We start from the raw sequence: 26,751 nt of genomic DNA, 5'->3' as shown, positions 1-26,751 counted from the left end.
GGCGCAACATGCCGGTTTATAAATTGGTTGGCAAGCTAAGCTTTTTATACGCCGAAACCTACCAAAGGTTGGCAAAGTGATTATTCTGTTTGAGAATAGTTGGGGGAGAATTTTTGATGTTCGGGGCTGGGATTACAGGAGGCGTTACCATGTCTGTAAGATTCATAACTTATTCCGATAGCACCTTGATCTCGGTACGCCGGTTAATTTGATGTTGCGCTTCGGTGCAAGCTACCCCATTAGCGCACTGGATAATTAACTGTGTTTCGCCGTAACCTTTAGCAATTAGTCTGTTGGCTGCGATACCCTTGCTAATAAGGTAAGTTACAGCTGCGTCCGCCCTGCGTTGCGATAATCTTAAGTTATATGCATCATCCGCGCGCGAATCTGTATGAGAGGATAATTCTATCAGTACGTTGGGGTGTTCTTTTAAAACTTCGGCTACCCTATCTAATTCGGCGGCAGCATCCTGCCGGATGTTGTATTTATCCAAATCATAATAAATGTTTCGTAACACAAACGTTTGCCCGGTTTTAATGGGCTTGTCCGCGACGCCAAACAGTGGCTTTGCCACGGCAGGTTCAACTGTTTTAAAGTTATAAATATCGTCGCTGCCCTGCCCTCCCTGGCGGTTTGACGACAGGTAGCCGGTTTTACCATCGTGTGTAAGCAAAGCAAAATCATCACTGGTAGAATTGATAGGATATTTTGAGTTTTCGGGTTTGGCCCATACATTTTGCGCACCCTTTACTTTATAAATATCATAGCCGCCCATGCCCGGCAACCCTTTAGAGGCGTAATACAGCAACCCGTCGTCGCCAATCTGCGGGAAAGACTCTTCGTCCGCAGTGTTAATTAGCGGCCCACAGTTTACCGGGGGGCCCCAGCTCCCGTCAGCTTGTTTCCCGCAATACCATAGATCGGTTTTTCCGTATCCGCCGGGCCTGTCGGATGTGAAATAAAGTATCTTACCATCTGCAGATAAGGCCGCATTAGCCGTAGAATATTTATTCAGGTCGTTATAGTTAAAATCACTACTTAACAACCACTTATCGCCTTTTTTAACCATAACAAGCAATTGTAACCTGCGGGAGTAAAGCCTTTGTTTAGTGTGCTTGTCGGTTTTAATATCTGCCGCAGCAGCATCAGTAGTTATGGTAACATACGCGGTATCTTTATAAAAGGCAATGGGGCCGGTATGATATTCGTTGCCTAACGAATTCCATGCAGGCACCTTGTTTAACGCTATCGGCTTACTGCCCTCTCCATCAGTAAAATATAAGTTAAACCAACCATTTCCTGTCCTATTATCTATCTGGGTAGTTACATCCCTGTCTGATGCGAAGATTAATTGCTCTTTGTAAAAAAACGCCGCTCCGTATTCTGAATAGGCAGTATTTAAATTTCGTTCATTTTTTACCTCATAACCTGGCTTCTTGGTTATCCACAACGCGGCCGAATCGCAACTGCCCAATTTCAACTTCAATCTTTGAGGGTCTTTTACCTTACCGAAATAAACCTTATAAGCTGCTTTAGCCTGTTCAAACTTTTGATTTCGCAAAAGCATTTCGGCATAGTAATAATGGCTGATAGCGCTGGCCCTTCGTTCGGCAGTCAGGCGGGCGTACCATGCCTCTGCCTCCTGATACCTGGTGATGTTTCTATAACAATCGGCAATGCGCTCTGTAACGTGCAACCCCGAGGTGCGGTTATCCGCTATCGGCAGGTACAATTCTAAAGCTTTAGCATATTCAAAACGCTCATAAAGTTTGTCGGCACGCTGTGCTTGCGTCAACTGTTCCTGCGCGCCGGTCATTTGCCCCAGCACCATCAGTAAAAGATATGTGATCAGCAGTCTTTTCATGTCTAAAAATAGCGTGGACTAACTATCCTCGGTTTCTTGTTCCCCAAACTAAAACTTAGCGATAGCTCATGCGATCCGCTTTGATATCCCGCCAATTTGCTCACCGTAAAATCAAAAGAGTACCCAATGCGAAAATGATTATTTACATAAACCTGCGCCAGGGCTGCCACCGCATCCAGGTTTTGCAAACCGCTTTTCAGGTTGTTTTTCCAGGTAGTAACCCCGGTGCGGTACGATGCGCCTATCCAAACACTTTTGCTAAAGGCAAGGTAGCCGGTCAGGTCTACGTTGGTGGGGCCTTTAAAATCTTCTTTGATCATGAAGGAGGGTTTCAGGTCAATGTATTCCGTAAGCGGTATCAACAACCCAGCCGTGAGGTATACTGTGCGTACCTGGCGCACCAGAGTGGTATAATCGGCCACCAAATTAGTTGCCGACAGTAGGTTAAATACCGAGGCACCCACATATACTTTTGGCGCGTAATAATAAATGCCCAAACGGGCGTCGGGGGTAAACTTACTTTCGCTGGCTGTGGGTATGCTGTTGTCGCCACCATCGGTTGCATTAAACTGCGACCCATCCAGCGTATATTGTGTTGCCCCTACGGCCAATCCAAAACTCAGCCTTTTGGTATCTTCGTCATTCAGCCTTAACCGAAATGCATAATTCGCGTAAAACGAGGAAGTATTTTGCGGGCCCAGTTTATCTATGGTCGCAATAACACCGATCCCCACATTTTTTTTATCGTTGTTGAGTAAACCATCTGCCGATATCGTGCCTGTTTTGGGCGCACCGTTAAAGCCTGTCCATTGCAGGCGGCTGCTCAGGTTTATCGTCCAGTCGTCTTTATAACCCGCATAAGCCGGGTTAAGCGCCAGGCCGTTAAACATATACTGGCTCAACTGAATGGTTTGCTGTGCCTTTGCACCAACGGCATAAAGCAGTAGCATCAGTAGCAGGTATTTGTTCGGCCTTTTCATTATCTTTTCAAATACACCCAACCCTTAGTGGTGGTAGTACTGCCGTTATGCTCCTTTTTATTGAGGATATAAAAATAAGTGCCCTCGGCCAGGTTGCTGCCGTTCCAGTCGTTAGTGTAGTTGTCCGAATGATAAACAGCATTACCCCACCTGTTAAAAATATTTAATTGTGAACCCGGGTATTGTTCCAACCCCAAAATTTGGAACACATCGTTTTTACCATCATTATTAGGGGTGAAAATATTTGGGGCAATAACCGCAGTTTCGAGCTTAGGGTCAAACAGATCCAAGTTAGTCGTGGCCGTTAATGGCGGACTGATAATATACCCCCAGGTATCGATGCTTTTGTTGTTACCAAAGTCGGCATCGTTATCGGCGTTGGTCGTAGCCGTTCCCCAGGTATGGCCATTGGTTAAACTATTTATCCCCGTTAAATTCTTTATCGGGTTAGATGGCTTACCCACTATAGTTATCTGCGTATCGTCCCAGTAAAGGGTATTATCCGGCGCGTTACTTCCATTTAAACGGGTTAGCTTAAGCCCGTTCACATTACGTTCCACATCAAAAAACGGGAAGTGTACTTCACCGGCATTGGCTGTAACGGTAATCTTAGCGGAATAAACAGCACCCGAAAAAGCGGTGATCTTATTACCCGCACCGTCCAGCCCATCCCAGGTTACCTCATTGGCACCAGCGAATAACGCACCGGTAAGCTGGCGGTCGGCAGCATCTGTATAGATTGCGTTACGGTTTGCATCTATACTGATCAAATATGCGCCGCTCCCGGTACTGTTAAAAGCAAACTTGCCGCTCGAAACCGTACCAGTAGCTACCGCTTTATTAAAAGTAAAATTGCTTAGGGCCGCAGCTATGGGCGTATTCAGCAACCAGGTAGTGCCACCGCCAACCGTATTGGCTACAGCGGGCAGATCTGCCGCCGGGGTGTTAAAGAATATCTTGTACGTAATATCCGATTCGGTATCTGAAGCCCGTGGATCCTGCACATTGGGGTTGGTTACGTTGTTAACGCTGTTGTACGATGGCAGATTAGCCCCATCCCTAAAGCCTTTGTTATTTACAAAAAAGGTAAAGCCATTGCCCGCCTGCCCGTTATTATCCAGGGAATACTGATACCCATCTTTAGTGAGAACGTTAAAGATACCGTTAAAACCCACATTAAAGCGGCCCAGGATGCCTATGAACTCATTGGTAAATACCCTCCCGGTTAAAAATTGGGTATTGGCTGCGTTACGTACCGACACGTCAAACGCGGTAACGTATTGCCCGCCAAATTGTGCCCAAGCAGCATCGACAGCAACCGGGGTTGGGTTTGCCGCTCCATCGGCACCGCCGCTGGGCGATATAAAATCAACCTCCCAGATTCCCTCCTGCCCCGTTAAAACGGTTTTGGTAAAGGGTGTATAACCGCCCGGGGTGGGCAATGGCCCGGCCAGTTCCTGCGCACGGTTGGCTATTAACCCGGTTGTAATGGAACTGCCGCTACTATATGTTGCCCCATCGGGTGCGCGTAAATTAATAGTGCCCAGGCTCAATCCCTGCGCGCTGCAGCCTACATTGATCGTTTCGCCTGGTTTAACATATACTTTCATAGTCCCCTTGGTAGGAAACGGAAATGATGCATTCACGATAGTGCTGGAGTATAAATAAGCGCGGTTGCCGCCGTTAGCGGTAAGCTCTTTACTCCCCTCTGCCTTCACGTTGTGAGTATGCCAAAGTACCGCCAGGCAACACATTAATAAAACGTGCTTGATATAAAATGACGGAAAATTACCGGGGTACGTGAACTTCATGCAAATTCGATGGGATCAATCAGGTTAGTTAGTGCAATCAGCAGTTAAACATACGTTTTTTGATTCGAAAAATGATAATCAAAATGGGCGCTTCACCTCAATATGCGATCATCAGCTGATCGGGAATGCGCAGGATAATGTCTTTGGAGATAGCTGTGGGCTTGCCGGAAAATTTAGCGCATGAAAATCCATTTCAACAACGGGGGGCGATTATCATTATTAAGGTAGTAGTAATATTGTTTACGCTTAAAGGATAGGGACTTAGTTTACCCTTTATCGTAAAAAAGCTGTCGGACGAAAAACATTAACTAACTCGAATAAGAAAGGGTTGGCATTAATTAACCTAATTTTTTAGCAGGCGCATCTGTCGCCTGGATGCGTAATGCCATAAATACAATAAATGCTGTTACTAAAAGCATTGCTAAATCAAGTGTGCTGTATCCCATGATAGTGATGTTTAGTATTTGATCTATGTAAAATTACAACGCTGATATTACAGTAAGATTACTTTAACATTATCAGATAAATAAATAACAAGGCATTTTGTTTTCAGCTTAGTTAAAAATTCAGTACCGTAAATAGTTGTTATCCCGATATAATTGAAGGTTATTGTTAATTTCGCCTCTTTAGTATTTGCTACAATTATATGATAAAAGCTTATAGATTATATACCGGCGATGACGGCCACTCGCACGTAGAAACAGGCAACGTAAATCCGGCCGATTTTAACCAGGCGTCTGCTATCCGGTTCCAAGAGTCCCCACCACATTCCGTTTACGACTGGCACAATGCCCCGACAGACCAATATGTGATCACCTTATCGGGCACCCTGGAGTTTGAAACCCTGCCCGGCGAGACCTTTATTTTGAAGCCCGGCGAAATATTAATAGCGATGGACACTACAGGCACCGCGCACAAATGGAAACTGATAGACGAAGACCCCTGGAAACGCGTTTACGTGGTTTTTGACAGAACACAGCCTATTAATTTTATACCAGATCAAAAATAAACCGGTCTATACGCGGATTGACACTTGATGCCAATAATCGTTATTGAAATATTTTCTATCATTGTAATTAATATGCAGGCTACCATTCTAATCATCGACGACGAAGTAAAACTTAATGGATTGCTATCGCGAATTATTGGCTTAGAAGGTTTTAAGGTTTTACAGGCCTATACCGGTAAAGAGGGTTTAAAACTACTGGAGCAGGAAGATGTACTGGTGGTTTTAAGTGATGTTAAACTCCCCGATGCCAATGGTGTTGAACTGGTGAAAAATATCAAACTCAAAAAACCCTATGTGGAGGTTATCAACCTTACCGCATATGGAACTATAAATGACGGTGTACAATCCATTAAAAATGGCGCGTTCAATTATATTGTAAAAGGCGATGATAACGATAAGATTATCCCGCTGCTTAACCAGGCTGTAGAGAAGGCCACTTTACAACAAACGGCTTTTAACGCCGATAAGAAGATCAGCAGTAAACATAGTTTCGCTCAGATCGTCGGCCAATCTAAATCTATTACCGATGCCGTAAACCTGGCGCGTAAGGTCGCCTCTACCGATACCACCGTTTTACTATTAGGCGAAACCGGTACCGGTAAAGAAGTTTTTGCATCGGCCATACATTACGAAAGCCAGCGTAGGCAAATGCCCTTTGTAGCTATCAATTGCAGCAGTTTTACCGGCGAATTGTTGGAGAGCGAACTATTCGGCTATAAAGCGGGTGCTTTTAGCGGTGCCAATAAAGATAAAAAAGGCTTATTTGAGGAAGCGCACCACGGCAGTATCTTTTTAGATGAAATAGGCGAAATGAGCCTTGACCTGCAGGCTAAACTGCTGCGTGTGCTGGAAAGCAAAACCTTTATAAAATTGGGTGATACCCAAACTACCCGGGTAAACATCCGCATAATGGCGGCTACTAACCGCGATTTGCAAAAGGAAGCAGAAGAAGGCAAGTTCCGGCTGGATCTTTTTTATCGCCTGTCTGTATTCACCATCTCATTACCGGCACTAAGCGATCGTAAAGAAGATATTGAGCCGCTTGCCAAATACTATCTTAAATTCTTTATAGACAAGGCGGCAAAATCAGCTAAGATGAGCCCTGAATTTGTAGGTGCGTTAAAACGTCATCATTGGAAGGGAAATATCCGCGAACTGAAAAATGTGATGGAGCGCGCCGTTATCCTGGCCGATGATATCTTGACACCCGATGCCTTGCCGCCTCAATTCAATAATCAAACAGCTGCTGATAATTCCTCGCTCGATCTGCAAAGCATCGAAAAACAACACATCAGTAAAGTACTTGCCTATACAAAAGGCAATAAAACTGAAACTGCGCGCCTGCTGGGTATCGGTTTAACCACGCTTTATCGTAAAATAGACGAGTATCAGCTTGGATAAAAACCACTCCAAAATGGAAAAGCACCCTACCAAAATGGAAGGGTTATAAAAACCGGGCATAAAAAAGTGCCTTTACAACCATTTAAATAAAGTTTTTGTACTTTGGTATATCTATTGATAATGCGCAAGTATGAAATACCCCTTTTTCCAATCGGCCTATGCCGCTATTTGTTTAAAAACACCACTTTTGCTCACTCTTAAACCCTTTATTACAATATGAACGCACACATCAGGAAACTCTCTGCCGGCGGCGTTCTAATTACATTAGGTATTATTTTTGGTGATATAGGCACCTCACCACTCTACACGTTACAAACTCTGTTAAAAGAAGGCGGCCGTTCCGATCAGTTTATGGTGCTGGGCGCTATATCCTGCGTGTTTTGGACACTCACTTTACAAACTACTTTTAAATATATTTTCATAACGCTGCAGGCTGATAATAACGGCGAAGGTGGTATCTTTTCCTTATTCGCCCTGGTTAGGCGATATGGAAAATGGCTTGCCATACCAGCAATTATTGGCGCGGGTACCCTACTGGCAGATGGTATTATTACCCCGCCGATATCTGTCACATCGGCAATTGAAGGTTTAAGCTTGGTACCTGCGCTATCAACCGTCATCGTGCCGGGTAATACAACCATACTGGTTATTGTTATCATTATTATATTACTGCTATTCTTTTTCCAGCAGTTTGGCACTAACGTAGTGGGCGCAGCATTTGGCCCTATCATGCTGGTTTGGTTTGTGATGCTGGCCCTATTAGGTGGCATACAGGTGGCACAATATCCCCAGATATTTAAGGCCTTTAATCCTGTATATGGTTATCATTTACTAACCGACCACCCTAATGGGTTTTGGTTGTTAGGTGCTGTATTTTTATGTACAACGGGAGCCGAGGCCTTATATTCTGACCTGGGCCATTGCGGCCGCAAAAACATTCAGGTAAGCTGGGGCTTTGTTAAAACCGCCCTGTTACTTAACTACCTGGGCCAGGGTGCATGGGTTTTAAGGCAAACCAACCCGGCATTGGTAAAAGGAGTAAATCCCTTTTTTGCAATTGTACCGCATGACTTTATTATCCCCGCAGTGCTGATCGCTACGTTTGCCACCATAATTGCCAGCCAGGCTTTGATAAGCGGTTCATTCACACTTATTAGCGAAGCCATCAGTATGAATTTTTGGCCCCGGATTACGGTTAAGTACCCATCAAACATCCGCGGGCAAATATATATACCCAGTATTAACTGGCTGCTTTGTTTTGGATGTATTGCGGTGAGCCTTTATTTTAAAACATCGGAAGCGATGACTGCCGCGTATGGTTTCTCTATCACAATAGCCATGTTATCTACTACGATACTCATGTATTATTTTATGCGGTATAAAAAGCACTGGCCGCTTTGGCTGGTTACCATTATATTGTGTATGTTCCTCACGGTAGAGTTTTCATTCTTTGTTGCCAATGCCATCAAAATTTTAAAACGATTATTTTTTGTAGGGTTTGAAGTTGGTTTAATATTTACCATGTACATCTGGTTCAGGGCGCGCAAGATCAACAACCGGTTTTTGTCGTTTGTAGATCTGAGGGACTATTTGCCGGTACTGACCGAATTAAGCGAGGACACAAGTGTGTCCAAATTCTCCACCCATTTAATTTACCTTACCAAGGCAAATAACAGTAAGCAGATAGAGCAAAAGATTATCTACTCCATTTTAAGCCGTAAACCGAAAAGAGCTAACGTTTATTGGTTTATCCATATTGAACGAACGGACGAACCTTTTACCATGGAATACAGTGTAGAGGAACTGAAGGATGATAAGGTGATCCGGGTAGAGTTCAGGTTAGGGTTCAGGATCCAGCCGCGAATAAACGTATTGTTCAGAAAAGTGGTACAGGAGATGGTAGCCAGTAATGAGCTTGATATTACCAGCCGCTACCCTTCACTGAAAAAGTACCACCTCGCGGCCGATTTTCAATTTGTATTGATGGAAAAGTTCCTGTCCTATGAAAATGAGTTCAGCGCGAAGGAGGGCTTTATTCTAAGTAGTTACTTCGCCATTAAACAGCTGGCACAATCAGATGCAAAAGCCTTTGGATTGGACACAAGTGAAACCCGTATCGAAAAAATACCGCTCGTGGTAGCGCCGGTTAGTTACTTCAACTTAAAGAAGATCCCGCCGGTCAAGCACTCATAAATTCTCGTTTTGATAAAAAACCCTTCCATTTCGGAAGGGTTTTTTTGTTCATGAACACCATGAACACACCTTTGTATTATATAAATAATTGATTATTAGTTGTTTATATAAAAACGTTTGTTCACGGCATTGCTATTGGCATAGGCGTATCAAATATCAATATAATGATCACAATAATCCTTTTCCTCGCCATACTGCTTAGCTGGTGGCTAATTTTTAAAACTATCGACTGGTTCGAAAAAATCTAACACATCATGATCGCACTATTCATCATTTCTATCGCAGTTTTCCTATACATGGTATACGTGCTGCTCAAACCCGAAAACTTTTAATCTACCACAATGAACACAGAATTATTTGGAATCATTGCCTCGTTTGTCCTCATGCTGGTTATAGGCATACCCCTGGGCAAATACCTGGCAAAAATGTTTGCCGGCGAAAAGGTATGGACAGATTTCCTGAAACCTTTAGAAAACGGCATTTATAAACTATCGGGCATCAACCCTAACGAGCCCATGAACTGGAAACAGTTTTTGAAGGCGATGATGTGCATTAACCTGCTTTGGTTAGTTTATGGCTTTTTCGTTTTAATGCAGCAGGATAAATTGCCACTTAACCCCGATGGTAACCCAGGCATGACTGCCGACCTGGCCTTTAACACCATCATTAGCTTTGTGGTTAACTGTAACCTGCAACACTATAGTGGCGAAAGCGGTGCCAGTTACCTGATACAACACTTTATATTCATGTTTTTGCACTTTGTAAGTGCTGCAACAGGTATTGCCTGTGCTGTTGGTTTATTTAAAGCCTTCCGCGATAAAACGACTACAGACCTTGGTAACTTCTGGGCCTACTTTTTAAGATCCATTACCCGTTTGTTATTGCCGTTATCTATCGTAGTAGCGTTAATATTAACCTTCAACGGTACGCCAAGCAGTTACGCAGGTAAAGATCAATTCATCTCCCTGCAGGGCGATACCGTGCATGTATCACGCGGCCCGGCTGCCCAAATGATAGCCATTAAGCACTTAGGCACCAACGGTGGTGGATGGTTTGGCGCAAACTCTGCCCACCCTTTAGAAAACCCGAATTACCTGACTAACATTACAGAGATCGTTTCACAAATGATCATCCCTATCGCGATGGTTTTATGCTTCGGTTATTTCATCCGCAGGAAAAAGCTGGGTTGGGTAATATTTGGGGTAATGATGATAGGCGCCCTGCTCCTGCTCATTCCAAGTATCAGCAGCGAAACCGGGGGCAATACAGCCATTGCTAAAATGGGTATAGCACAGCCCACCGGCGCAATGGAAGGTAAAGAAGTACGCTTCGGCCCTACGGCTACCGCATACTGGAGTACTTTTACTACCATCGTATCAACAGGTTCTGTTAATGGGATGCATGACAGTACTATGCCGCTTACCGGCTTATGGCAATTACTGGGTATGATGATCAATGGCTTCTTTGGCGGTTGTGGTGTGGGTGTATTAAACTACTTCATCTACCTGATTATCGCCGTGTTTATTTCCGGGTTGATGGTTGGCCGAACACCGGAGTTTTTGGGTCACAAAGTAGAGGCGCGCGAAGTTAAGATAGCCGCCCTGATCACCTTATTAAGTCCATTCTTAATCATGGCAGGTACAGCTATTGCAGCCTTTGTATTTACCAATCATGGCAATGCCGACTGGGCCGTTAAGCCATCGGCATGGTTAAACAACCCAAGTTTCCACGGCTTTAGCGAGATGCTGTATGAGATGACCTCATCTAACGCAAACAACGGGTCGGGTTTTGAAGGCCTGGGCGACAATAACATCTTTTGGAATGTAAGTACAGGTATCGTGATGATATTGGGCAGGTTCCTGCCTATAATCGGCCCTGTAGCCGTTGCAGGCTTACTTGCCCAAAAGAAACATATCCCAGAATCTGCCGGTACATTAAAAACCGATACAGTAACCTTCGGGCTGATGACGTTTGCCGTAATACTTGTACTCAACGCATTATCATATTTCCCTGCTTTGGCTTTAGGCCCTATTGCAGAGTTCTTTTCAATGCCTAAATAATCTTAATCATGACAACCAGATCAAATAAATTATTCGAACCGGCCCTTGTGCAAACTGCACTTAAAGAGTCGTTCATTAAACTGAACCCAAAGGTGATGATGCGCAACCCGGTAATGTTTACCGTGGAAGTGGGCACCGCCATTATGCTTTACATGAGCATATACAGCTTTTTGCATACCGGCCAGGGTTCATTCTCGTACAACCTTATCATCTTTATTGTACTGTTGCTTACCTTATTGTTTGCCAACTTTGCCGAAGCAATTGCCGAGGCGCGTGGTAAGGCACAGGCTGACAGCTTGCGCAAAACCCGTGAAGAAACACCTGCTAATGTGTTAATGCCCGACGGCAGCATCGTGAGCAAGTCATCAAACGAATTGCGCAAAGGCGATTACTTTGTATGTGAGGCCGGTGATACCATCCCAACAGACGGAGAGATAACAGAAGGTTTAGCTACAATAGATGAATCGGCCATTACAGGCGAATCTGCACCGGTTATCCGCGAGGCGGGTGGCGATAAATCATCTGTTACCGGCGGTACAAAAGTACTGTCAGACAAGATAAAGGTGGTAGTAACAACCGAGCCTGGCGAAAGCTTCCTGGATAAGATGATCGCACTGGTAGAAGGTGCATCACGCCAGAAAACACCTAACGAGATCGCTTTGACCATCCTGTTAGCCAGCTTCACGCTGATATTTATTATCGTATGTGTTACGTTGAAACCTTTTGCAGATTATGCCAATACTCCTATCACAATAGCCGCGCTAATTTCACTTTTCGTGTGTTTGATCCCTACAACTATCGGTGGCCTTTTATCGGCCATCGGTATCGCGGGGATGGACAGAGCCTTACGTGCTAACGTGATCACCAAATCTGGTAAAGCGGTTGAAACTGCCGGCGATATAGACGTGTTGCTTTTAGATAAAACAGGTACTATCACTATAGGTAACCGTAAGGCTACCCAATTTTGGCCTGCCCCTGGTGTATTGCCGGAAGACCTGGTAAAGGCTGCTGTGCTTTCGTCATTAGCTGATGAAACACCCGAAGGTAAATCTATCATCGAGTTGGCGCAGCAAAGTAACATGCGTATCCCAATGACTGCGCCTGAAGGAGCAGAATTTATCAAGTTCACTGCCGAGACCCGTTCAAGCGGTATAAATACCACAGATGGTTTGCGTATCCGTAAGGGCGCTTTTGATTCTATCAGGAACATGTCGGTAGCGGCTGGTAACAAGTTCTCGCCCGATGTGGAAGAACGTGTTAAAGCCATCGCATCAAACGGCGGTACGCCGCTGGTAGTAGCGCAAAACGAGGTTGTTTTGGGTACGATAGAGCTGCAGGATATCATCAAACCCGGCATTGCCGAACGTTTTGAACGCCTGCGTAAAATGGGTATCAAAACGGTTATGGTTACCGGTGATAATCCGCTTACCGCCAAATTTATTGCTGAGAAAGCTGGTGTAGATGATTTTATTGCTGAGGCAAAGCCCGAAGATAAAATGAACTACATCAAAGCCGAACAGCAGGCAGGCCGGTTAGTAGCTATGATGGGCGACGGAACAAATGATGCCCCTGCCCTGGCCCAGGCTGATGTGGGTGTAGCCATGAACAGCGGTACCCAGGCAGCTAAAGAAGCCGGTAACATGGTGGATTTGGATAACGACCCGACAAAGCTGATTGAGATCGTAGAGATTGGTAAACAGTTACTGATCACCCGTGGTACACTAACTACCTTCTCTATCGCTAACGACGTGGCTAAGTACTTCGCTATTGTACCTGCGCTGTTTATCGCTTCTATCCCGGCGTTGCAGAGCATTAATATCATGCACCTGCACAGTCCTGAAAGCGCGATACTATCAGCGGTAATATTCAATGCGATTATTATCCCGATGCTGATCCCATTGGCTTTAAAAGGTGTAGAATACAAACCTATCGGCGCCAGTGCGTTACTTCGCCGTAACTTGTTGATATACGGTTTAGGCGGCGTTATAGCACCTTTCATCGGTATCAAACTAATCGACTTACTTATTTCCCTGTTCTTTTAATTAATAATAATCATGAAAAGTAACATCATAAAATCCATCCGTATCACACTGGTTTTAACCGTGATACTATGTGTAATATACCCGGTAGCCATCTCGTTGGCCGGTAAGTTATCAAAAGGCCGTGGCGATGGCGAAACCATTGTGGTGAACGGCAAAGTTGTTGGCTATGCCAATATTGGCCAGAGCTTTACACAACCCAAATACTTTTGGGGCAGGCCATCGGCTGTAGCCTATAATGCAGCAGGCAGCGCCGGCAGTAACAAAGGCCCAAGCAACCCGGATTATCTGAAAGATGTAGCCAGCCGCATTGATACCCTGCTTAAATACCACCAGTATTTAAAACGTAGCGATATCCCGGCAGAAATGGTTACCGCATCGGGCAGCGGGCTTGATCCGGACATTTCTCCGGCAGCCGCACAGATCCAGATCAAAAGGATTGCAGACAACCGCGGTTTAACCGTAGCGCAAGTTACCGATCTTGTTGCTAAACATACCGAAGCACCGCTTTTAGGCCTGTTAGGCCCTGCAAAAGTGAACGTATTGAAATTGAACGTGGCACTTGACGAACTTAAAAAATAAATAAAACACACAACCAAATGTCATTTCGAACGATAGAGAGAAATCTTTTTTGAATGGTAGGTGGCGAGCTTTGCATGATGAACAAGATTTCTCCTCGCTATCGCTCGTTCGAAATGACAGATTTATATAAAAACATGAAAAAACTTCTATTCTCTGCAGCCATTGTATTAGCTGCTATTGCTACCAAAGCACAGGATTCGACCAAAACGGTAGAAAATCCGTTAATCATCACCGGATCTGTAGATGCTTATTACAAATACGATTTTTCTAAATTCCGTAGTGCTGCAGGTACCTCCAACATCCCTACCAGTTTCGCAACAGATCAAAATTCATTTTCGATAGGTATGATCGATCTGGGCGTAAAAAAGAAAGTAAATAAGGCATCTTTTGTGGGTGAATTATCTTTCGGCCCCCGTGGCGAAATTCAGTCTATCCCTAATGGTGGCAGTAATAACCAGTCGTTCCATATTCAGAATTTATACGTGGGGTATGATCTTACCGACAAATTAAACGTTACCGCAGGTTACATGGCTACGTTTTTAGGCTATGAGGTAGTATCGCCGGTAGGCAACTTTAACTACTCAACTTCTTACCTATTCACCAATGGGCCGTTCCAAAATGCAGGCGTTAAATTAACGTATGCGTTTAGCAGTAAAGTGAGCTTAATGGCTGGTATTTTTAACGATTATTGGAACGTATATCAATCTGGCGGAAAAATAAACACCTTCGGTTCGCAATTAATGGTGAGCCCGGCTAAGGGATGGGTAGCTTATGTCAACCTGCTTACCGGCCCGCAATCGGGTACCATTGTAGATTTGACCACTACCTATCAAATCACAGATGCATTTAAATTAGGCTTAAACGGTGCAACATTCTCAGCACCCGATGCAGTTAAAGGCGGATTTGAAGGTGTAGCCTTATACCCGCAAATTGCAGTATCTAAAGATGTAACTTTAGGGCTTAGGGGCGAGTACTTTAAAACAAAAAATGGTGGTTTTACCACGGCAGGTCCGCCGGCAGGCGAATCGATAACCGCATTTACCTTAACAGCAAATGTGAAAGCCGGGCCGCTAACATTTATACCAGAAGTAAGGTTGGATAATGGCTCGACAGCGCAATTTATCAACAAAAGCGCAGGGCCAACTAAACAGGCATCGCAGTTTTTATTAGCAGCGGTATACGCCTTTTAAATAAGGCATAAGTCTTGTTATCAATTAAATAAAACAAATGTATTTGCAAATAGTGCTGCTCATACTCCTCATCACAGCTATCCTTGCGGTAGCTGTGATTGTTGGTAAATATATGGCCGCCGTGTACAAACACGAGCGAAGTCCGCTCGATTTTTTAAAACAGGTCGAACATTTCATTTTCCGGGTGGGCGGTATAGATCCGCAACAGGAAATGACCTGGAAACAATATGCTGTTAGCCTTCTGGTAATAAACGGCATATGGTGGATATTATCTTTCGCACTACTACTTCTACAAGGCTCTTTACCTCTCAATCCCGCAGGTAACCCATCAATGGAATGGAGCCTTGCCCTTAACTCCTCTATCAGTTTCCTCACCAGTACCAACCTGCAGCATTACTCGGGCGAGAGCGGAGCTACTTACCTTACCCAAATAGCAGTTTTTACATTTCTACAGTTTGTTAGTGCCGCCACAAGCCTTGCCGCAGGTGTAGCCATCGTACGCGGCCTTGCGCGGAAAGCAAGTAATAGTTTAGGTAATTTTTATAGCGATCTGGTGCTATCCGTTACCCGTGTATTACTGCCGTTATGTTTGCTTGCAGGTATATTACTGATGTTTTGTGGTGTACCCATGAACTTTAACAAGCCTCAAAGTATTACCACGCTGCAAGGCGACAAGGTTACGGTAGCAACAGGCCCCGTTGCCGCTATGTTGCCTATCAAGGAATTTGGTTCAAATGGCGGAGGTTTTTTTGGTGCAAACGATGCACACCCCTTTGAAAACCCCAACGTCGCTTCCTTTATTATCCATGTTTTTATGGTGTTACTGTTGCCTGCCGCGTTTATATTTTTCTTAGGTTACTATATAAATCAAAAGAAATTCTCGCGCATGATCATCCTGATTATGTGTGTGGGGGTGGTTTTACTAACTATCCCAATCATCAGCCAGGAAATTGCCGGCAACCCGTTACAATCAAAAATGGGTATATCTGTTTTGAGCGGAAATACCGAAGGGAAGGAAGTGCGTTTTGGCTCCTTACTATCCTCATTTTACGCCGGCATAAATGTAGCAATACCCGCCGGTACACTTGTATCAATGCACGACAGTTATATGCCTTTATCGGGCATTAGCATGTTGCTGGGTATGCAAATTGATGCGTTTTTTGGCGGTGTAGGCACAGGTTGGATAAATATGCTGGTATTTGTTATCATCGCTATTTTTATGGGCTCGCTGATGATAGGACGTACGCCTGAAGTGTTTGGTAAAAAAATAACGATGCGGCAAATACAGCTTGCCATGGGTATATACATTGCGCAACCGCTAATTTGCCTTGGGCTAACGGGCATCACTATTTTTGCATACAATAATTTAAATGCCGCAGGTGCAGCACCGGCGTGGTTCAGCAATAATTCCTCACATAATTTTACAACTGTTCTATATGAGTTCACCTCGTCGTTCGCGGGTAATGGATCAGGTTTTGAGGGGTTGGCAGATAATAACGTTTTCTGGAACTTGACAACGGCAGTTGCCATGATGGCAGGCCGGTTTATTCCTGTGTTAGGAGCTTTGGCTATTGCGGGTATCATGCTTCGTCAACGGCCTACCCCTTACTCGGCCGGGACTTTGCAAACAGATTCGGCCAGTTTTGGTGTTATGCTGTTTTTTGTAATGGTTGTTTTGCAAGTCTTATCATTGTTCCCTGCGCTGGTGTTAGGGCCAATTAATGAATATTTAACTCAATTGAGCTGATATGGAAGAACAGCAGGAACATAAAGATACATCCGTAAAAAACTTCATTGAACTGGTAAAAAAGTCGAGGCGGGGCAAGCTCAAGATCTATATCGGCATGAGTGCCGGTGTAGGCAAAAGTTACCGGATGCTGCAGGAGGCCCATGCCTTACAACGTACTAACATAGATATACAGATAGGTTACATAGAAACCCACAACCGGGCTGAAACTCACGCTTTACTGGAAGGCCTGCCCTTAATACCCCGCCGTAAAACGTTTTATAAGGGTAAAGAGTTGGAAGAGATGGACCTGCAAGCCATCATTAACCGGCACCCTGAAGTGGTCATTGTAGATGAACTGGCCCATACCAATATTGAGGGGAGCAAAAACAACAAACGCTGGCAGGACGTACTGGATATTCTGGAAGCCGGCATCAGTGTGATAACCGCCGTGAACATTCAGCATTTAGAAAGCCTAAACGAGGATGTGGAGCAAATAACCGGCATTGCGATTACCGAGCGTATCCCCGATAAAATATTGGATCTGGCAGATGAGGTAGTAAATATTGACCTGACAGCCGACGAATTGGTTGACCGGTTGAAACAAGGCAAGATATACGAAAAGGCCAAGATAGAACGCGCACTTCAAAATTTCTTCCAATCCGACAAGATCCTGCAACTGCGCGAACTGGCCTTAAAGGAAGTTGCTCACCATGTAGAGCGAAAGATAGATACCGAGATCCCTAAACAGATCAAATTAAGGCCCGAGAAATTTCTGGCCTGTATCTCATCCAATTCCGAAACAGCCAAGATCGTGATCCGTAAAACGGCCCGCCTGGCATCGTACTACCGCTCTCCGTGGATAGTTTTATACGTACAAAGCAGCGGCGAAAGCCTTGACCGCATCAAGCTGGATAAACAAAGGCACCTGATCAATAACTTTAAACTGGCCACCGAGTTAGGTGCCGAACTCATTAAACTTAAAAGCGACGCCATAACGCAAACCATTATGCAGGTAGCCGAAGAAAAAGAGGTAACTACCATTTGCATAGGTAAACCACATTTAAATTTATGGCAGGTGATACTCAGAACGGCTATCTTTAACGAGTTGCTGAACAAGATTGCCAAAACAGAAACTGATTTAGTAATACTATCATGAAAGTAAGAACAAAACTACGTTTAGGCTTCGGCTTTTTATTTTTGGTTGTGCTGTTTTTTGGTGCAACCGCCTTATTTTATATCCGCGACATATCTGAAAATGCAAAGGGCATCCTTAAAAACAATTATGAAACGCTAAGCTTTGCACGTGAAATGCGCACGGTGCTCGATGAGAACGATCTGCCGCTTAAAAACCCGGCTTTATTTGATTTTAACAGGTGGCTAACCATGCAGGAGCATAACATTACTGAACCAGGCGAAAGGCAGCTTACCGAAAGCCTGCGCAAGTCTGCCAGCGACCTAAAAACACCCTCGGTTAACCAACAACAAACCGAACGTAAGATCAGGCAAACTTTACGCGCTATAGAGCAATTAAATATGCAGGCTATCGTTCGCAAAAATGATAATGCGCGTAAATCTGTAAGCAGGGCCACCTTGTTTTTAGGCTTGGTAGGTACCTTTACTTTCCTGGTTTTATTTAGTTTCAGTGTCAACTTCCCCGGGTTTATCGCTAACCCGCTGCGGGCATTGTTAGAAGGTATAAGGGAGATAGGCCAGGGTAACTATAACAAACGATTGCATTTTGAACAAAACGACGAGTTTGCAGAAGTAGCGGGGGCCTTTAACCAGATGGCTGCGCGCCTGAACCAGTGGGAAAGCAGTAACCTGGCGACGGTAATATCTGAAAAGCGGCGGATTGAAACCATTATCGATCAGATGCAGGATGCCATTATTGGTATTGATGAGAAGCAAGAGATCTTGTTTATGAACGATGCCGCACGTAAAACGCTCAACATTACAGACGATAAAGTAGTTGGCCAAAATACCGAAACGCTGACCAAAAGTAATGACCTGCTCAAGACTATCTTAAAAAATGATTCATCTATTAAACCTTTCAAAATTGTTTTAGATGGGCGCGAGCTGCATTTTCAAATGCAAAGCAGCGACATTATCATACCCAACCTCGACGATACAAAGGGCGCGCTACAATTGGCCAGCCGCTCGGCAGGGAAGGTTTACATTTTAAAGAATATCACCGAATTTAAGGAGCGCGACGAGGCAAAAACCAACTTTATAGCTACCATATCACATGAACTTAAAACGCCCATCGCCTCGATAAAAATGAGCCTTAAGCTGTTGAACGACCAGCGTATTGGGGCAATTAACGCCGAGCAGGAACAATTGGTTAACCACATTAAGGATGATAACGACAGGCTACTAAAGATAACCAGCGAATTATTGGAATTATCGCAGGTAGAAACCGGTAATATCCAATTGAACTTTGTACCTGTTAACCCAATGCAGGTGGTAGATTATGCCATCACATCAATCAAATTCCAGGCAGATCAAAAACAGGTACAGATAGACATCCTTAAAGATGATGTACTGCCGGATGTGCAGGTAGATATCGAAAAAACGGCATGGGTGCTGGTCAATTTCCTTTCAAATGCATTACGTTACAGTGCCGAAAAATCAAAGATTGTTATACAGGTAAAAGCTAATAAAAAGCAAGTAGAATTTTCTGTGAAAGATACCGGCAAAGGTATTGACGAAACCTATCAAAAACGCCTGTTCGACCGCTATTTCCAGGTACCAACCGATGGCCAAAATAAATCAGGATCGGGCTTAGGTTTGGCTATTTCGAAGGACTTTATTAATGCGCAGGGTGGCCAGATAGGTGTAGAAAGTGAAATAGGTGCAGGAAGCCGCTTTTATTTTACCTTACCGCTAGCGGTTTAATGCCGGGGATAAATAATTATTGAAGCACAATTTATTTTAGAAACTTACGTATAGGTAGCTGTTGATGAGCCGCCTATACACTCTTACTGCACAATATTATCGTACACTTTGGCTGTACAATATTTCTTTTACCTTGTTGTGCTTCGTACTTACAGGTTTAGCCGCCGGTTTTAATCCGGTGGCCCTCCTTTTTTGTAAGTTATGCGGATTTGCCGCCGCTGCTAGTTTACATTATTATACTGCATCGAACACTTACTTTTATTACCGTAACGCAGGTGTCACGATCAGGCGATTGTTTATATACAGCTGCCTGGCAGATGCTTTAGCCTCTCTCCTTTTAATTATTCCACTCACACTTATTTGCCATGCCGCCGCAAACGTTAAAGGTTGATAGCGTACAGCTGGAATTTGATGGCCGCAGCATATTGCAGGACGTATCCCTGAATTGTACACAAGGCGAAGTTGTAGGTATACTTGGCAGGAACGGTTGTGGTAAATCGTCTTTGTTGCGCATTATATTTGGTACGTTAAAAGCCGCGTACAAATACGTCAGCATCGATGATCAATACATTCACAAAGGCTATCACAACAACCACATCGCTTACCTGCCACAACAAAGCTACCTGCCCAAAAATATACGGATAAGCGAATTAGCCAAAATGTTAGTTGACGACCGATCATGGGCCGAATTTAGCGGGTTGGATATTTACCGGCAGCACGGCCATAAAAAGCCTGATCAGCTATCGGGCGGCGAGTTGCGCCAACTGGAAATGCTGATGATCATTTACAGCCGTGCCGATTTCATTTTGCTTGACGAGCCCTTCACCCACATCTCTCCCATCCAGGCCGATGAATTTAAGCCCATTATTAAAACCTGTGCGCGACATAAAGGCATTATAGTTACCGATCATCAGTATTACAATATCCTGGATGTAAGCGACCGCATTATTATGATAACAAACGGCGCTACCAAACCTATTGCAGATCGCTCTGAATTAATCACTTACGGGTACTTGAACAGGTAACTATTTTGCGTCGAGCGCTGGCCGCGCAGCAGTTTGCGATACTATCCAACCTGTGTAATACATCCATTTGGCCATTTTAGCCAGCTTGGCTATATCAATTCTATCAGGTTCATCCTTGGGAGTATGGTAATCGGGGTGTAAAAGCGTAGTAAAAAATATTGCCGGGATACCCGCTTGTGCGTAGGGCAAGTGGTCGCTACGGAAATACCAGCCCTCGGGGTGCTTGGCGTCGTCCCACGAAAAATCAACTGTAAACTTAGTCAGCTGTTTATTGGCCATCATTGCCATATCAACTAAGGCGGTTGAGTTTTTATGCGGCGATAATGTACCCAGCAACGCTGCCGAATCCGGCGCGTTGCGGCCTATCATATCCGCATTTAATACTGTTACTATCGATTTTTTATCAACCGTTGGGTGCGCCGCATAATAGCGCGAACCAAACAAGCCACGCTCCTCTGCCCCGTGCCATACAAATAAAGCAGAGCGTTTGCCCGGTTTGGCTACCCATGCCCTCGCAATGGCCAGCATACCCACCGTAACCGAAGCATTATCGTCGGCACCGTTCCAGATCGAGTCGCCGGCTATGGGGTAACCTACACCGTCATGATCATGGTGGCCGCTGAACAATACGTATTCATTACGCAACGCAGCATCCGTACCTGAAGCCTTAGCTACCACGTTTACCGATGGGTAAAGGAAGGTTTCCATCACAAAATCTGATCTTACTTTCGCGTTGGCTTGCTGTAATGGCGCAGCATAATTAGATTTTACCAATACTACCGGTGCAGCAGGGCGCTGAGCAGGCGGCAACGCACTTTCTAACTGGTACAAGCCTTCCTGGTAATTATGCCCGATAAACGCCAGTGAACCCTCAACCGTTTCGTCAGCAACAATGATAATGGCTGTAACCCCCTTGCGGCGCAGAATGGTACTTTGCTGCCTTATCGCCAATGCCGTATACCGATAGCCCCATAAACTCATCCCTTTGGCAGGAAGTGGATTAGGTGCTACAATCTTCATGGCTACTATTTTCCCTGCTATGGCGCCAGCCGTATCGGCCATAGAATTTAACCAAACAACGCTACCTTCAAGCCGGGTATCTAAGGGCTGCGTTGGGAAAACATCGCTCCACAATTTAAGTGGTTGTTCGTTTATTGCAAAAGTACCGCGGTCGGCGGTGCGCGTGCGTTTCAGATTATAATACTGAAAGTAAGTACCGTCGTCGCCGGCAGGTTTTAATCCGGCTTCCTGCGCGCGTTGAGCTGTCCAGGCGGCGGCGCGCAACTCATCTGGCGTGCCCGCCCTGCGGCCACGAAAACCATCGCCTGCCAATTCAAAAATATCGCGTTTAATATCGGCATCTTTTATAGCCGACAATGCAGGCGGCGTGCTAATAGGTTTGGTTTGCGCAAACAGCTGCGTGCCGGTCAACGCGGCAAAAAGCAAAGTGGTAAGGGTTCTTTTCATGCTACGCCCAATTTAGTTATTTCAATTTAGATTTTCCACGGCATCTGCACTTCTTTTTTGCATATTGATCAACGATATATAAACGGATAGATTTACTTTAGCTCAATCAACACATCTAAACATGACTATCCCTATTTACCAAGCTGATGCTTTTACCGATCAATTATTTGGGGGCAACCCTGCGGCTGTTTGCCCGCTAAACGAATGGCTGCCCGATGCTGTGATGCAAAAAATAGCCATGGAGAACAACCTGGCCGAGACCGCCTTTTTTGTAAAGAACGAGAAAGGCTACCTGTTACGCTGGTTTACACCCGAATTGGAGATAGACCTTTGCGGCCATGCCACGCTGGCATCGGCACATATTTTATTTACCGAATTAGGTTATGCGGCAGATACCATTTATTTCAATACGGTAAAAGCAGGCACTTTAACCGTAAAGCGCGAAGGCGATAAATACGCGATGGGCTTCCCTTCTCGCCCGCCGTTCGTAGCAGATGCACCGGAAGGATTGATAGCCGCTTTAGGTGGCGCTAAACCAAAAGAAGTTTTACGCTCGCGCGATTATATGCTGGTTTATGAAACTGAAGAGGAAGTGCTGCAAATGGTGCCCGATCATCAGGCCTTAGCCAAAATTGATACGTTAGGCGTTATCGTAACTGCTCCGGGTAAGCATGTTAATTTTGTGTCGCGCTTTTTTGCGCCTGCCGCAGGCGTAGCCGAAGATCCTGTTACAGGCTCGGCACATTGCAACCTGATCCCCTACTGGGCAGGCAAACTGGGTAAAAACTTATTGCACGCCTACCAGGTAAGCGCCCGCAAAGGCGAACTATGGTGCGAACTAAAGGGCGACCGCGTAAGCATGGCAGGCAAAGCGGTGACTTACTTAAAAGGAGAGATTTACGTTTAAATCTAACATTTTATTCCTACCTTAAAGCTCTTAATTTTTTCGACGCACTATCCTTATTAATGCAGCTTACTCAATTAGAAATCAAGGGCTTTAAAAGCTTTGGCGATAAGATCACCATCAATTTTAATGAGGGTGTTACTGCTATTGCCGGCCCAAACGGTTGTGGTAAGTCAAACGTGGTAGATGCTATCCGCTGGGTTTTGGGCGAGCAAAGCACCAGGGCCTTGCGGTCGGAGAAGATGGATAATATCATCTTTAACGGTGCCAAAACCCGCAAAGCGGCTAACCTGGCGCAGGTATCGTTAACCTTTGATAATACTAAAAACCTGCTCCCTACCGATTTTTCGCAGGTTACCCTTACCCGCAGGCTTTACCGCAGCGGCGAAAGTGAGTACCTGCTCAACGATGTCCAATGCCGCTTAAAGGACATTACCGACCTGTTTTTAGATACCGGCATCGGCGCTAACTCCTACGCCATTATCGAGTTAAAGATGATCGATGAGATCATTAACAATAAGGAAGGCTCGCGGCGTAACCTGTTCGAAGAAGCATCGGGAATATCCAAATACAAGCTGCGCAAGAAACAAACCTTTAATAAGCTTAAAGATACAGAAGCCGACCTGGAGCGTGTGGAAGACCTGCTTTTCGAGATAGATAAGAACCTGAAAACCCTTGAAAACCAGGCAAAAAAAACCGAACGGTATTATCGCCTGCGCGATCAATATAAAGTTTTAAGCATTTCCCTTGCGTCATTCCGTATAGCGGGTTTTAGTAAATCGCTTGCCGAAATTGAAGATAAAGAGCAGGTACAACGTACAGAAAAGTTAGGTATTGCTACACAGATAGATACGCTGGAGGCCTCGTTACAACAATCAAAACTGGATAGCATTACCCGCGAAAAAAACCTTGCCGCGCAGCAAAAGGCCAGTAACGAGTTTACGGCAAAGATTCGCGCTTACGAGAGCGAAAAACGAGTTAAAAACGAACAGTTAAAAAACCAGCAGGATAAAGAAACCCGCCTTAAAGATGAATTGGAAAAGGATGGTAACCAGTTCAAACACGTTCAGTACAATATTAAGCGGTTGAGTGAAGAGAAGCTACAGGAAGACGAGAACTTGCACGCTATCACACTGCGTGTTGCAGAATTGAAGGAGGCAGTAGATGATTTGCGCCTAACGCAAAGCGAGGCCCGTAACGAATTAAATGAGCTAAATAGTGTAAACAACCGAATCCAAAACCAAGCTTATAAGGCCGAGAAAGACATTGACATCCTGAACATACAGCAGCAGGCTTTAGAGCAGGAAATCCAGCGAAACATGGAGGATGCTACCAGCAAAGAAGCCGAGCTCTCGCACTTCAATAAGATAGTGGCCGAACTGGATGGCCGAACTGAAACCCTAAAAGGCGAGTACGAAATGGCAGTTGTTGCCGAAAGCAAGCTGCAGCAACAGATAAGCGACACAACAGACGAACTTAAAACCGTTACGGATAACATAGCTGCTGATGGCCGTAAGCTGGATGCCCGGCAAAATGAATATAACCTGACCAAAAGCCTGGTTGATAACTTAGAGGGCTTCCCGGAGTCGATCCGTTTTTTGAAAAAGAACAGCAACTGGGCCAAAACAGTTACGCTGTTCAGCGATATTTTATTTTGTAAGGAAGAATACCGGGTTGCTGTAGAAAACTACCTGGAACCGCTGATGAACTACTACGTAGTAAATAGTTACGATGAGGCTGTAGCGGCCATTAATCTACTTAGTAATTCGGCTAAAGGCAGGGCGCAGTTTTTCATATTGAATAGCTACGGGACCGAAACTGTACAACCACACGATGTTGAGGATGCTATCCATGCCTTATCTGTTGTGGAAGTTGAAGAACGTTATAAACCGTTGGTTATCCATTTGCTTAAAAATGTTTACCTGGTAAATGATCAAGCCGAGCAGGATTTGAATGCTGCTAACTTGAATGGAGACGTTGTGGTGATAGGCAAAAGCGGCAAATTCAACAAATCTAAACACACTATGGCCGGCGGGTCGGTTGGATTATTCGAAGGTAAACGGATCGGCCGCGCTAAAAATCTTGATAACCTGCTCAAAGAGATCAAACTGGCCGAAAATAGAATTAACGGGTTTAAAAGCCGCAGCGAAGAATTGCAAAGTACCTTAACCGCACTTAAGGCAGCTACCAGGGCCGATGAGATGAGGCAAAAGCAACAGGCACTTAACCAGCTGAATACGGAGCTGATCACCGTTAAAACTAAACAAGAACAATATCAGGCTTTTATTGAGAACAGCCTTAACCGCAAGAAGGACATAGCTGATAAAATAACCGGTATCAGACAGGAGATCCAAAACCTTGGACCCCTGCTGGCCGAACTGCGTGCCCAAAAACAGATCCAAAGCGAACTAATGCTGGATAAGCAGCATGCATTTAATGAACTGAACGAAATGGTGACGGTACAATCTAACACCTATAACCAAGAGAATATCCGCTTCCATCAGCAGCAAAATAAAGTATCGGGTTTGGTTAAAGATCTGGATTACCGCGAAACGCAATTGGAGCACCTGGATATGCGCATAAAACAAAATAGCGCAGAATTGGAAAAGGTAAAAGCTTTGATATTGGAGAATCTGCAGCAAACAGGCGACAGCGACGAAAGCCTGTTAGAAATGTACGAGCAAAAGGAATCATTGGAGAAAGGCACACACGATGCCGAACAGGAATATTACGCCTGGCGCACCAGGATCACTGAAAGCGAAAACGAAGTATCAAAATTAAGGCAAAAAAAGGATCAGGCCGAAGCAATTGAGAACGCCCTGAAAGATGAACGTAATGATCTTAAACTGGAGCTGAACGCTTTGAAGGAGCGGCTTTCCGTTGAGTTTAATGTGGATATCAATGATTTACTGGAAGTTGAACAAAGCGCAGCAGAGAGCGAGGACGAGATCCGCGATAAAACGGAGAAGATGAAACGCCAGCTGGATGATTTTGGTGCCATAAACCCGATGGCAGTTGAAGCCTACACCGAAATGAGCGAACGCCTCCAATTTATCCAGGCCCAAAAGAAGGACCTTGCCGAAGCAAAAGCCTCGCTGCTGGCAACCATACAGGAAATAGACGATACCGCCCGCGAAAAATTTATGGATTCTTTTATTTTGGTTCGGGAGAATTTCATCAAGGTATTCCGGTCACTTTTCAATGAGCAGGACTCTTGTGATCTGATCCTGACCGACCCGGAACGGCCGCTCGAATCTGATATAGACATTATTGCCAGGCCGAAAGGAAAACGGCCATTGTCAATCAACCAGTTATCGGGCGGTGAAAAGACGTTGACGGCAACGGCTATTCTATTCTCGCTATACCTTTTAAAACCCGCTCCCTTCTGTATTTTTGATGAAGTGGATGCCCCGCTGGATGACACTAACATTGACAAATTCAATAATATCATCCGTAAATTCTCAAAAGAATCGCAGTTCATTATCATATCGCATAACAAACGCACCATAGCCTGTACAGACATTGTTTACGGTGTAACCATGGTTGAGCAGGGAATATCGCGTGTTGTACCTGTAGACCTTCGCGAATTTGCAGAATAAAAA

At 44.8% G+C, this 26,751-nt stretch carries 18 protein-coding genes; 14 read left to right on the top strand and 4 right to left on the bottom strand.

The window, feature by feature from the left end; translation table 11 throughout:
* Positions 1-169: 169 nt before the first annotated feature.
* Genes IDJ76_RS02925 through IDJ76_RS02915 form a run of 3 tightly spaced genes read right to left on the bottom strand, consistent with a single transcriptional unit; the run spans position 170 to position 4,655 of the window.
* Positions 170-1,864 carry an OmpA family protein gene (locus IDJ76_RS02925; protein WP_191160544.1) on the bottom strand — a complete coding sequence of 565 codons (1,695 nt, stop codon included), beginning with the start codon at positions 1,862-1,864 and terminating at the stop codon, positions 170-172.
* A 2-nt stretch (positions 1,865-1,866) separates the two neighbouring features.
* Complete coding sequence (locus IDJ76_RS02920) at positions 1,867-2,844, bottom strand: PorP/SprF family type IX secretion system membrane protein (protein WP_191160542.1); 978 nt, start codon at positions 2,842-2,844, stop codon at positions 1,867-1,869.
* On the bottom strand, positions 2,844-4,655 hold the full coding sequence (locus IDJ76_RS02915; protein ID WP_191160540.1) for a gliding motility-associated C-terminal domain-containing protein: 1,812 nt from the start codon (positions 4,653-4,655) through the stop codon (positions 2,844-2,846). Before IDJ76_RS02915 ends, IDJ76_RS02920 begins: the two co-directional genes overlap by 1 nt.
* A 646-nt stretch (positions 4,656-5,301) precedes the next feature.
* Between IDJ76_RS02915 and IDJ76_RS02910 the strand changes: the two genes are divergently transcribed.
* The 12 genes from IDJ76_RS02910 (at position 5,302) to IDJ76_RS02855 (ending at position 20,778) form a co-directional block, all read left to right on the top strand.
* Positions 5,302-5,664 (top strand): cupin domain-containing protein, encoded by a 363-nt coding sequence (locus IDJ76_RS02910; protein WP_191160538.1) that lies wholly within the window; start codon positions 5,302-5,304, stop codon positions 5,662-5,664.
* 72 nt (positions 5,665-5,736) lie between these two features.
* A complete protein-coding gene (locus IDJ76_RS02905) occupies positions 5,737-7,065 on the top strand; it encodes a sigma-54-dependent transcriptional regulator (RefSeq protein ID WP_191160536.1) in 1,329 nt (442 codons plus the stop codon).
* A 216-nt stretch (positions 7,066-7,281) separates the two neighbouring features.
* Positions 7,282-9,258 (top strand): KUP/HAK/KT family potassium transporter, encoded by a 1,977-nt coding sequence (locus tag IDJ76_RS02900; RefSeq protein ID WP_191160534.1) that lies wholly within the window; start codon positions 7,282-7,284, stop codon positions 9,256-9,258.
* A gap of 254 nt (positions 9,259-9,512) precedes the next feature.
* Positions 9,513-9,590 carry a potassium-transporting ATPase subunit F gene (locus IDJ76_RS21195; protein ID WP_078346467.1) on the top strand — a complete coding sequence of 26 codons (78 nt, stop codon included), beginning with the start codon at positions 9,513-9,515 and terminating at the stop codon, positions 9,588-9,590.
* Between the two features lie 9 nt (positions 9,591-9,599).
* Positions 9,600-11,318, top strand: a complete 1,719-nt coding sequence (kdpA, locus tag IDJ76_RS02890; RefSeq protein WP_191160532.1) for a potassium-transporting ATPase subunit KdpA — start codon at positions 9,600-9,602, stop codon at positions 11,316-11,318.
* An 8-nt stretch (positions 11,319-11,326) separates the two neighbouring features.
* Positions 11,327-13,360, top strand: coding sequence for a potassium-transporting ATPase subunit KdpB (gene kdpB, locus IDJ76_RS02885; protein WP_191160530.1), 2,034 nt, complete (start codon positions 11,327-11,329; stop codon positions 13,358-13,360).
* Positions 13,361-13,372: 12 nt separating this feature from the next.
* Positions 13,373-13,939 carry a K(+)-transporting ATPase subunit C gene (locus IDJ76_RS02880; RefSeq protein WP_191160528.1) on the top strand — a complete coding sequence of 189 codons (567 nt, stop codon included), beginning with the start codon at positions 13,373-13,375 and terminating at the stop codon, positions 13,937-13,939.
* A gap of 134 nt (positions 13,940-14,073) precedes the next feature.
* On the top strand, positions 14,074-15,129 hold the full coding sequence (locus tag IDJ76_RS02875; protein WP_191160526.1) for a porin: 1,056 nt from the start codon (positions 14,074-14,076) through the stop codon (positions 15,127-15,129).
* Between the two features lie 37 nt (positions 15,130-15,166).
* Positions 15,167-16,876, top strand: a complete 1,710-nt coding sequence (gene kdpA / locus IDJ76_RS02870) for a potassium-transporting ATPase subunit KdpA (RefSeq protein ID WP_191160524.1) — start codon at positions 15,167-15,169, stop codon at positions 16,874-16,876.
* 1 nt (position 16,877) lies between these two features.
* Positions 16,878-18,014, top strand: a complete 1,137-nt coding sequence (locus tag IDJ76_RS02865; RefSeq protein ID WP_191160522.1) for a sensor protein KdpD — start codon at positions 16,878-16,880, stop codon at positions 18,012-18,014.
* Positions 18,011-19,753 (top strand): HAMP domain-containing sensor histidine kinase, encoded by a 1,743-nt coding sequence (locus IDJ76_RS02860; RefSeq protein WP_191160520.1) that lies wholly within the window; start codon positions 18,011-18,013, stop codon positions 19,751-19,753. Before IDJ76_RS02865 ends, IDJ76_RS02860 begins: the two co-directional genes overlap by 4 nt.
* Before the next feature lie 365 nt (positions 19,754-20,118).
* Positions 20,119-20,778 carry an ATP-binding cassette domain-containing protein gene (locus tag IDJ76_RS02855; protein ID WP_191160518.1) on the top strand — a complete coding sequence of 220 codons (660 nt, stop codon included), beginning with the start codon at positions 20,119-20,121 and terminating at the stop codon, positions 20,776-20,778.
* Here IDJ76_RS02855 and IDJ76_RS02850 read toward each other — a convergent pair whose 3' ends face one another.
* Positions 20,779-22,245, bottom strand: a complete 1,467-nt coding sequence (locus IDJ76_RS02850) for a M28 family peptidase (protein WP_191160516.1) — start codon at positions 22,243-22,245, stop codon at positions 20,779-20,781.
* 121 nt (positions 22,246-22,366) lie between these two features.
* Here IDJ76_RS02850 and IDJ76_RS02845 point away from each other — a divergent pair, with 121 nt between their 5' ends.
* Positions 22,367-23,152: a PhzF family phenazine biosynthesis protein gene (locus tag IDJ76_RS02845; protein WP_191160514.1), complete on the top strand. Its 786-nt coding sequence runs from the start codon at positions 22,367-22,369 to the stop codon at positions 23,150-23,152.
* 59 nt (positions 23,153-23,211) lie between these two features.
* A complete protein-coding gene (smc, locus tag IDJ76_RS02840) occupies positions 23,212-26,748 on the top strand; it encodes a chromosome segregation protein SMC (protein WP_191160512.1) in 3,537 nt (1,178 codons plus the stop codon).
* Positions 26,749-26,751: the final 3 nt, after the last annotated feature.

The organism is Mucilaginibacter glaciei, assembly GCF_014773245.1.
Lineage (GTDB): Bacteria > Bacteroidota > Bacteroidia > Sphingobacteriales > Sphingobacteriaceae > Mucilaginibacter > Mucilaginibacter glaciei.
Note: the sequence above shows the minus strand (reverse complement) of the source record. Positions and strands in the feature narration are given on the sequence as shown.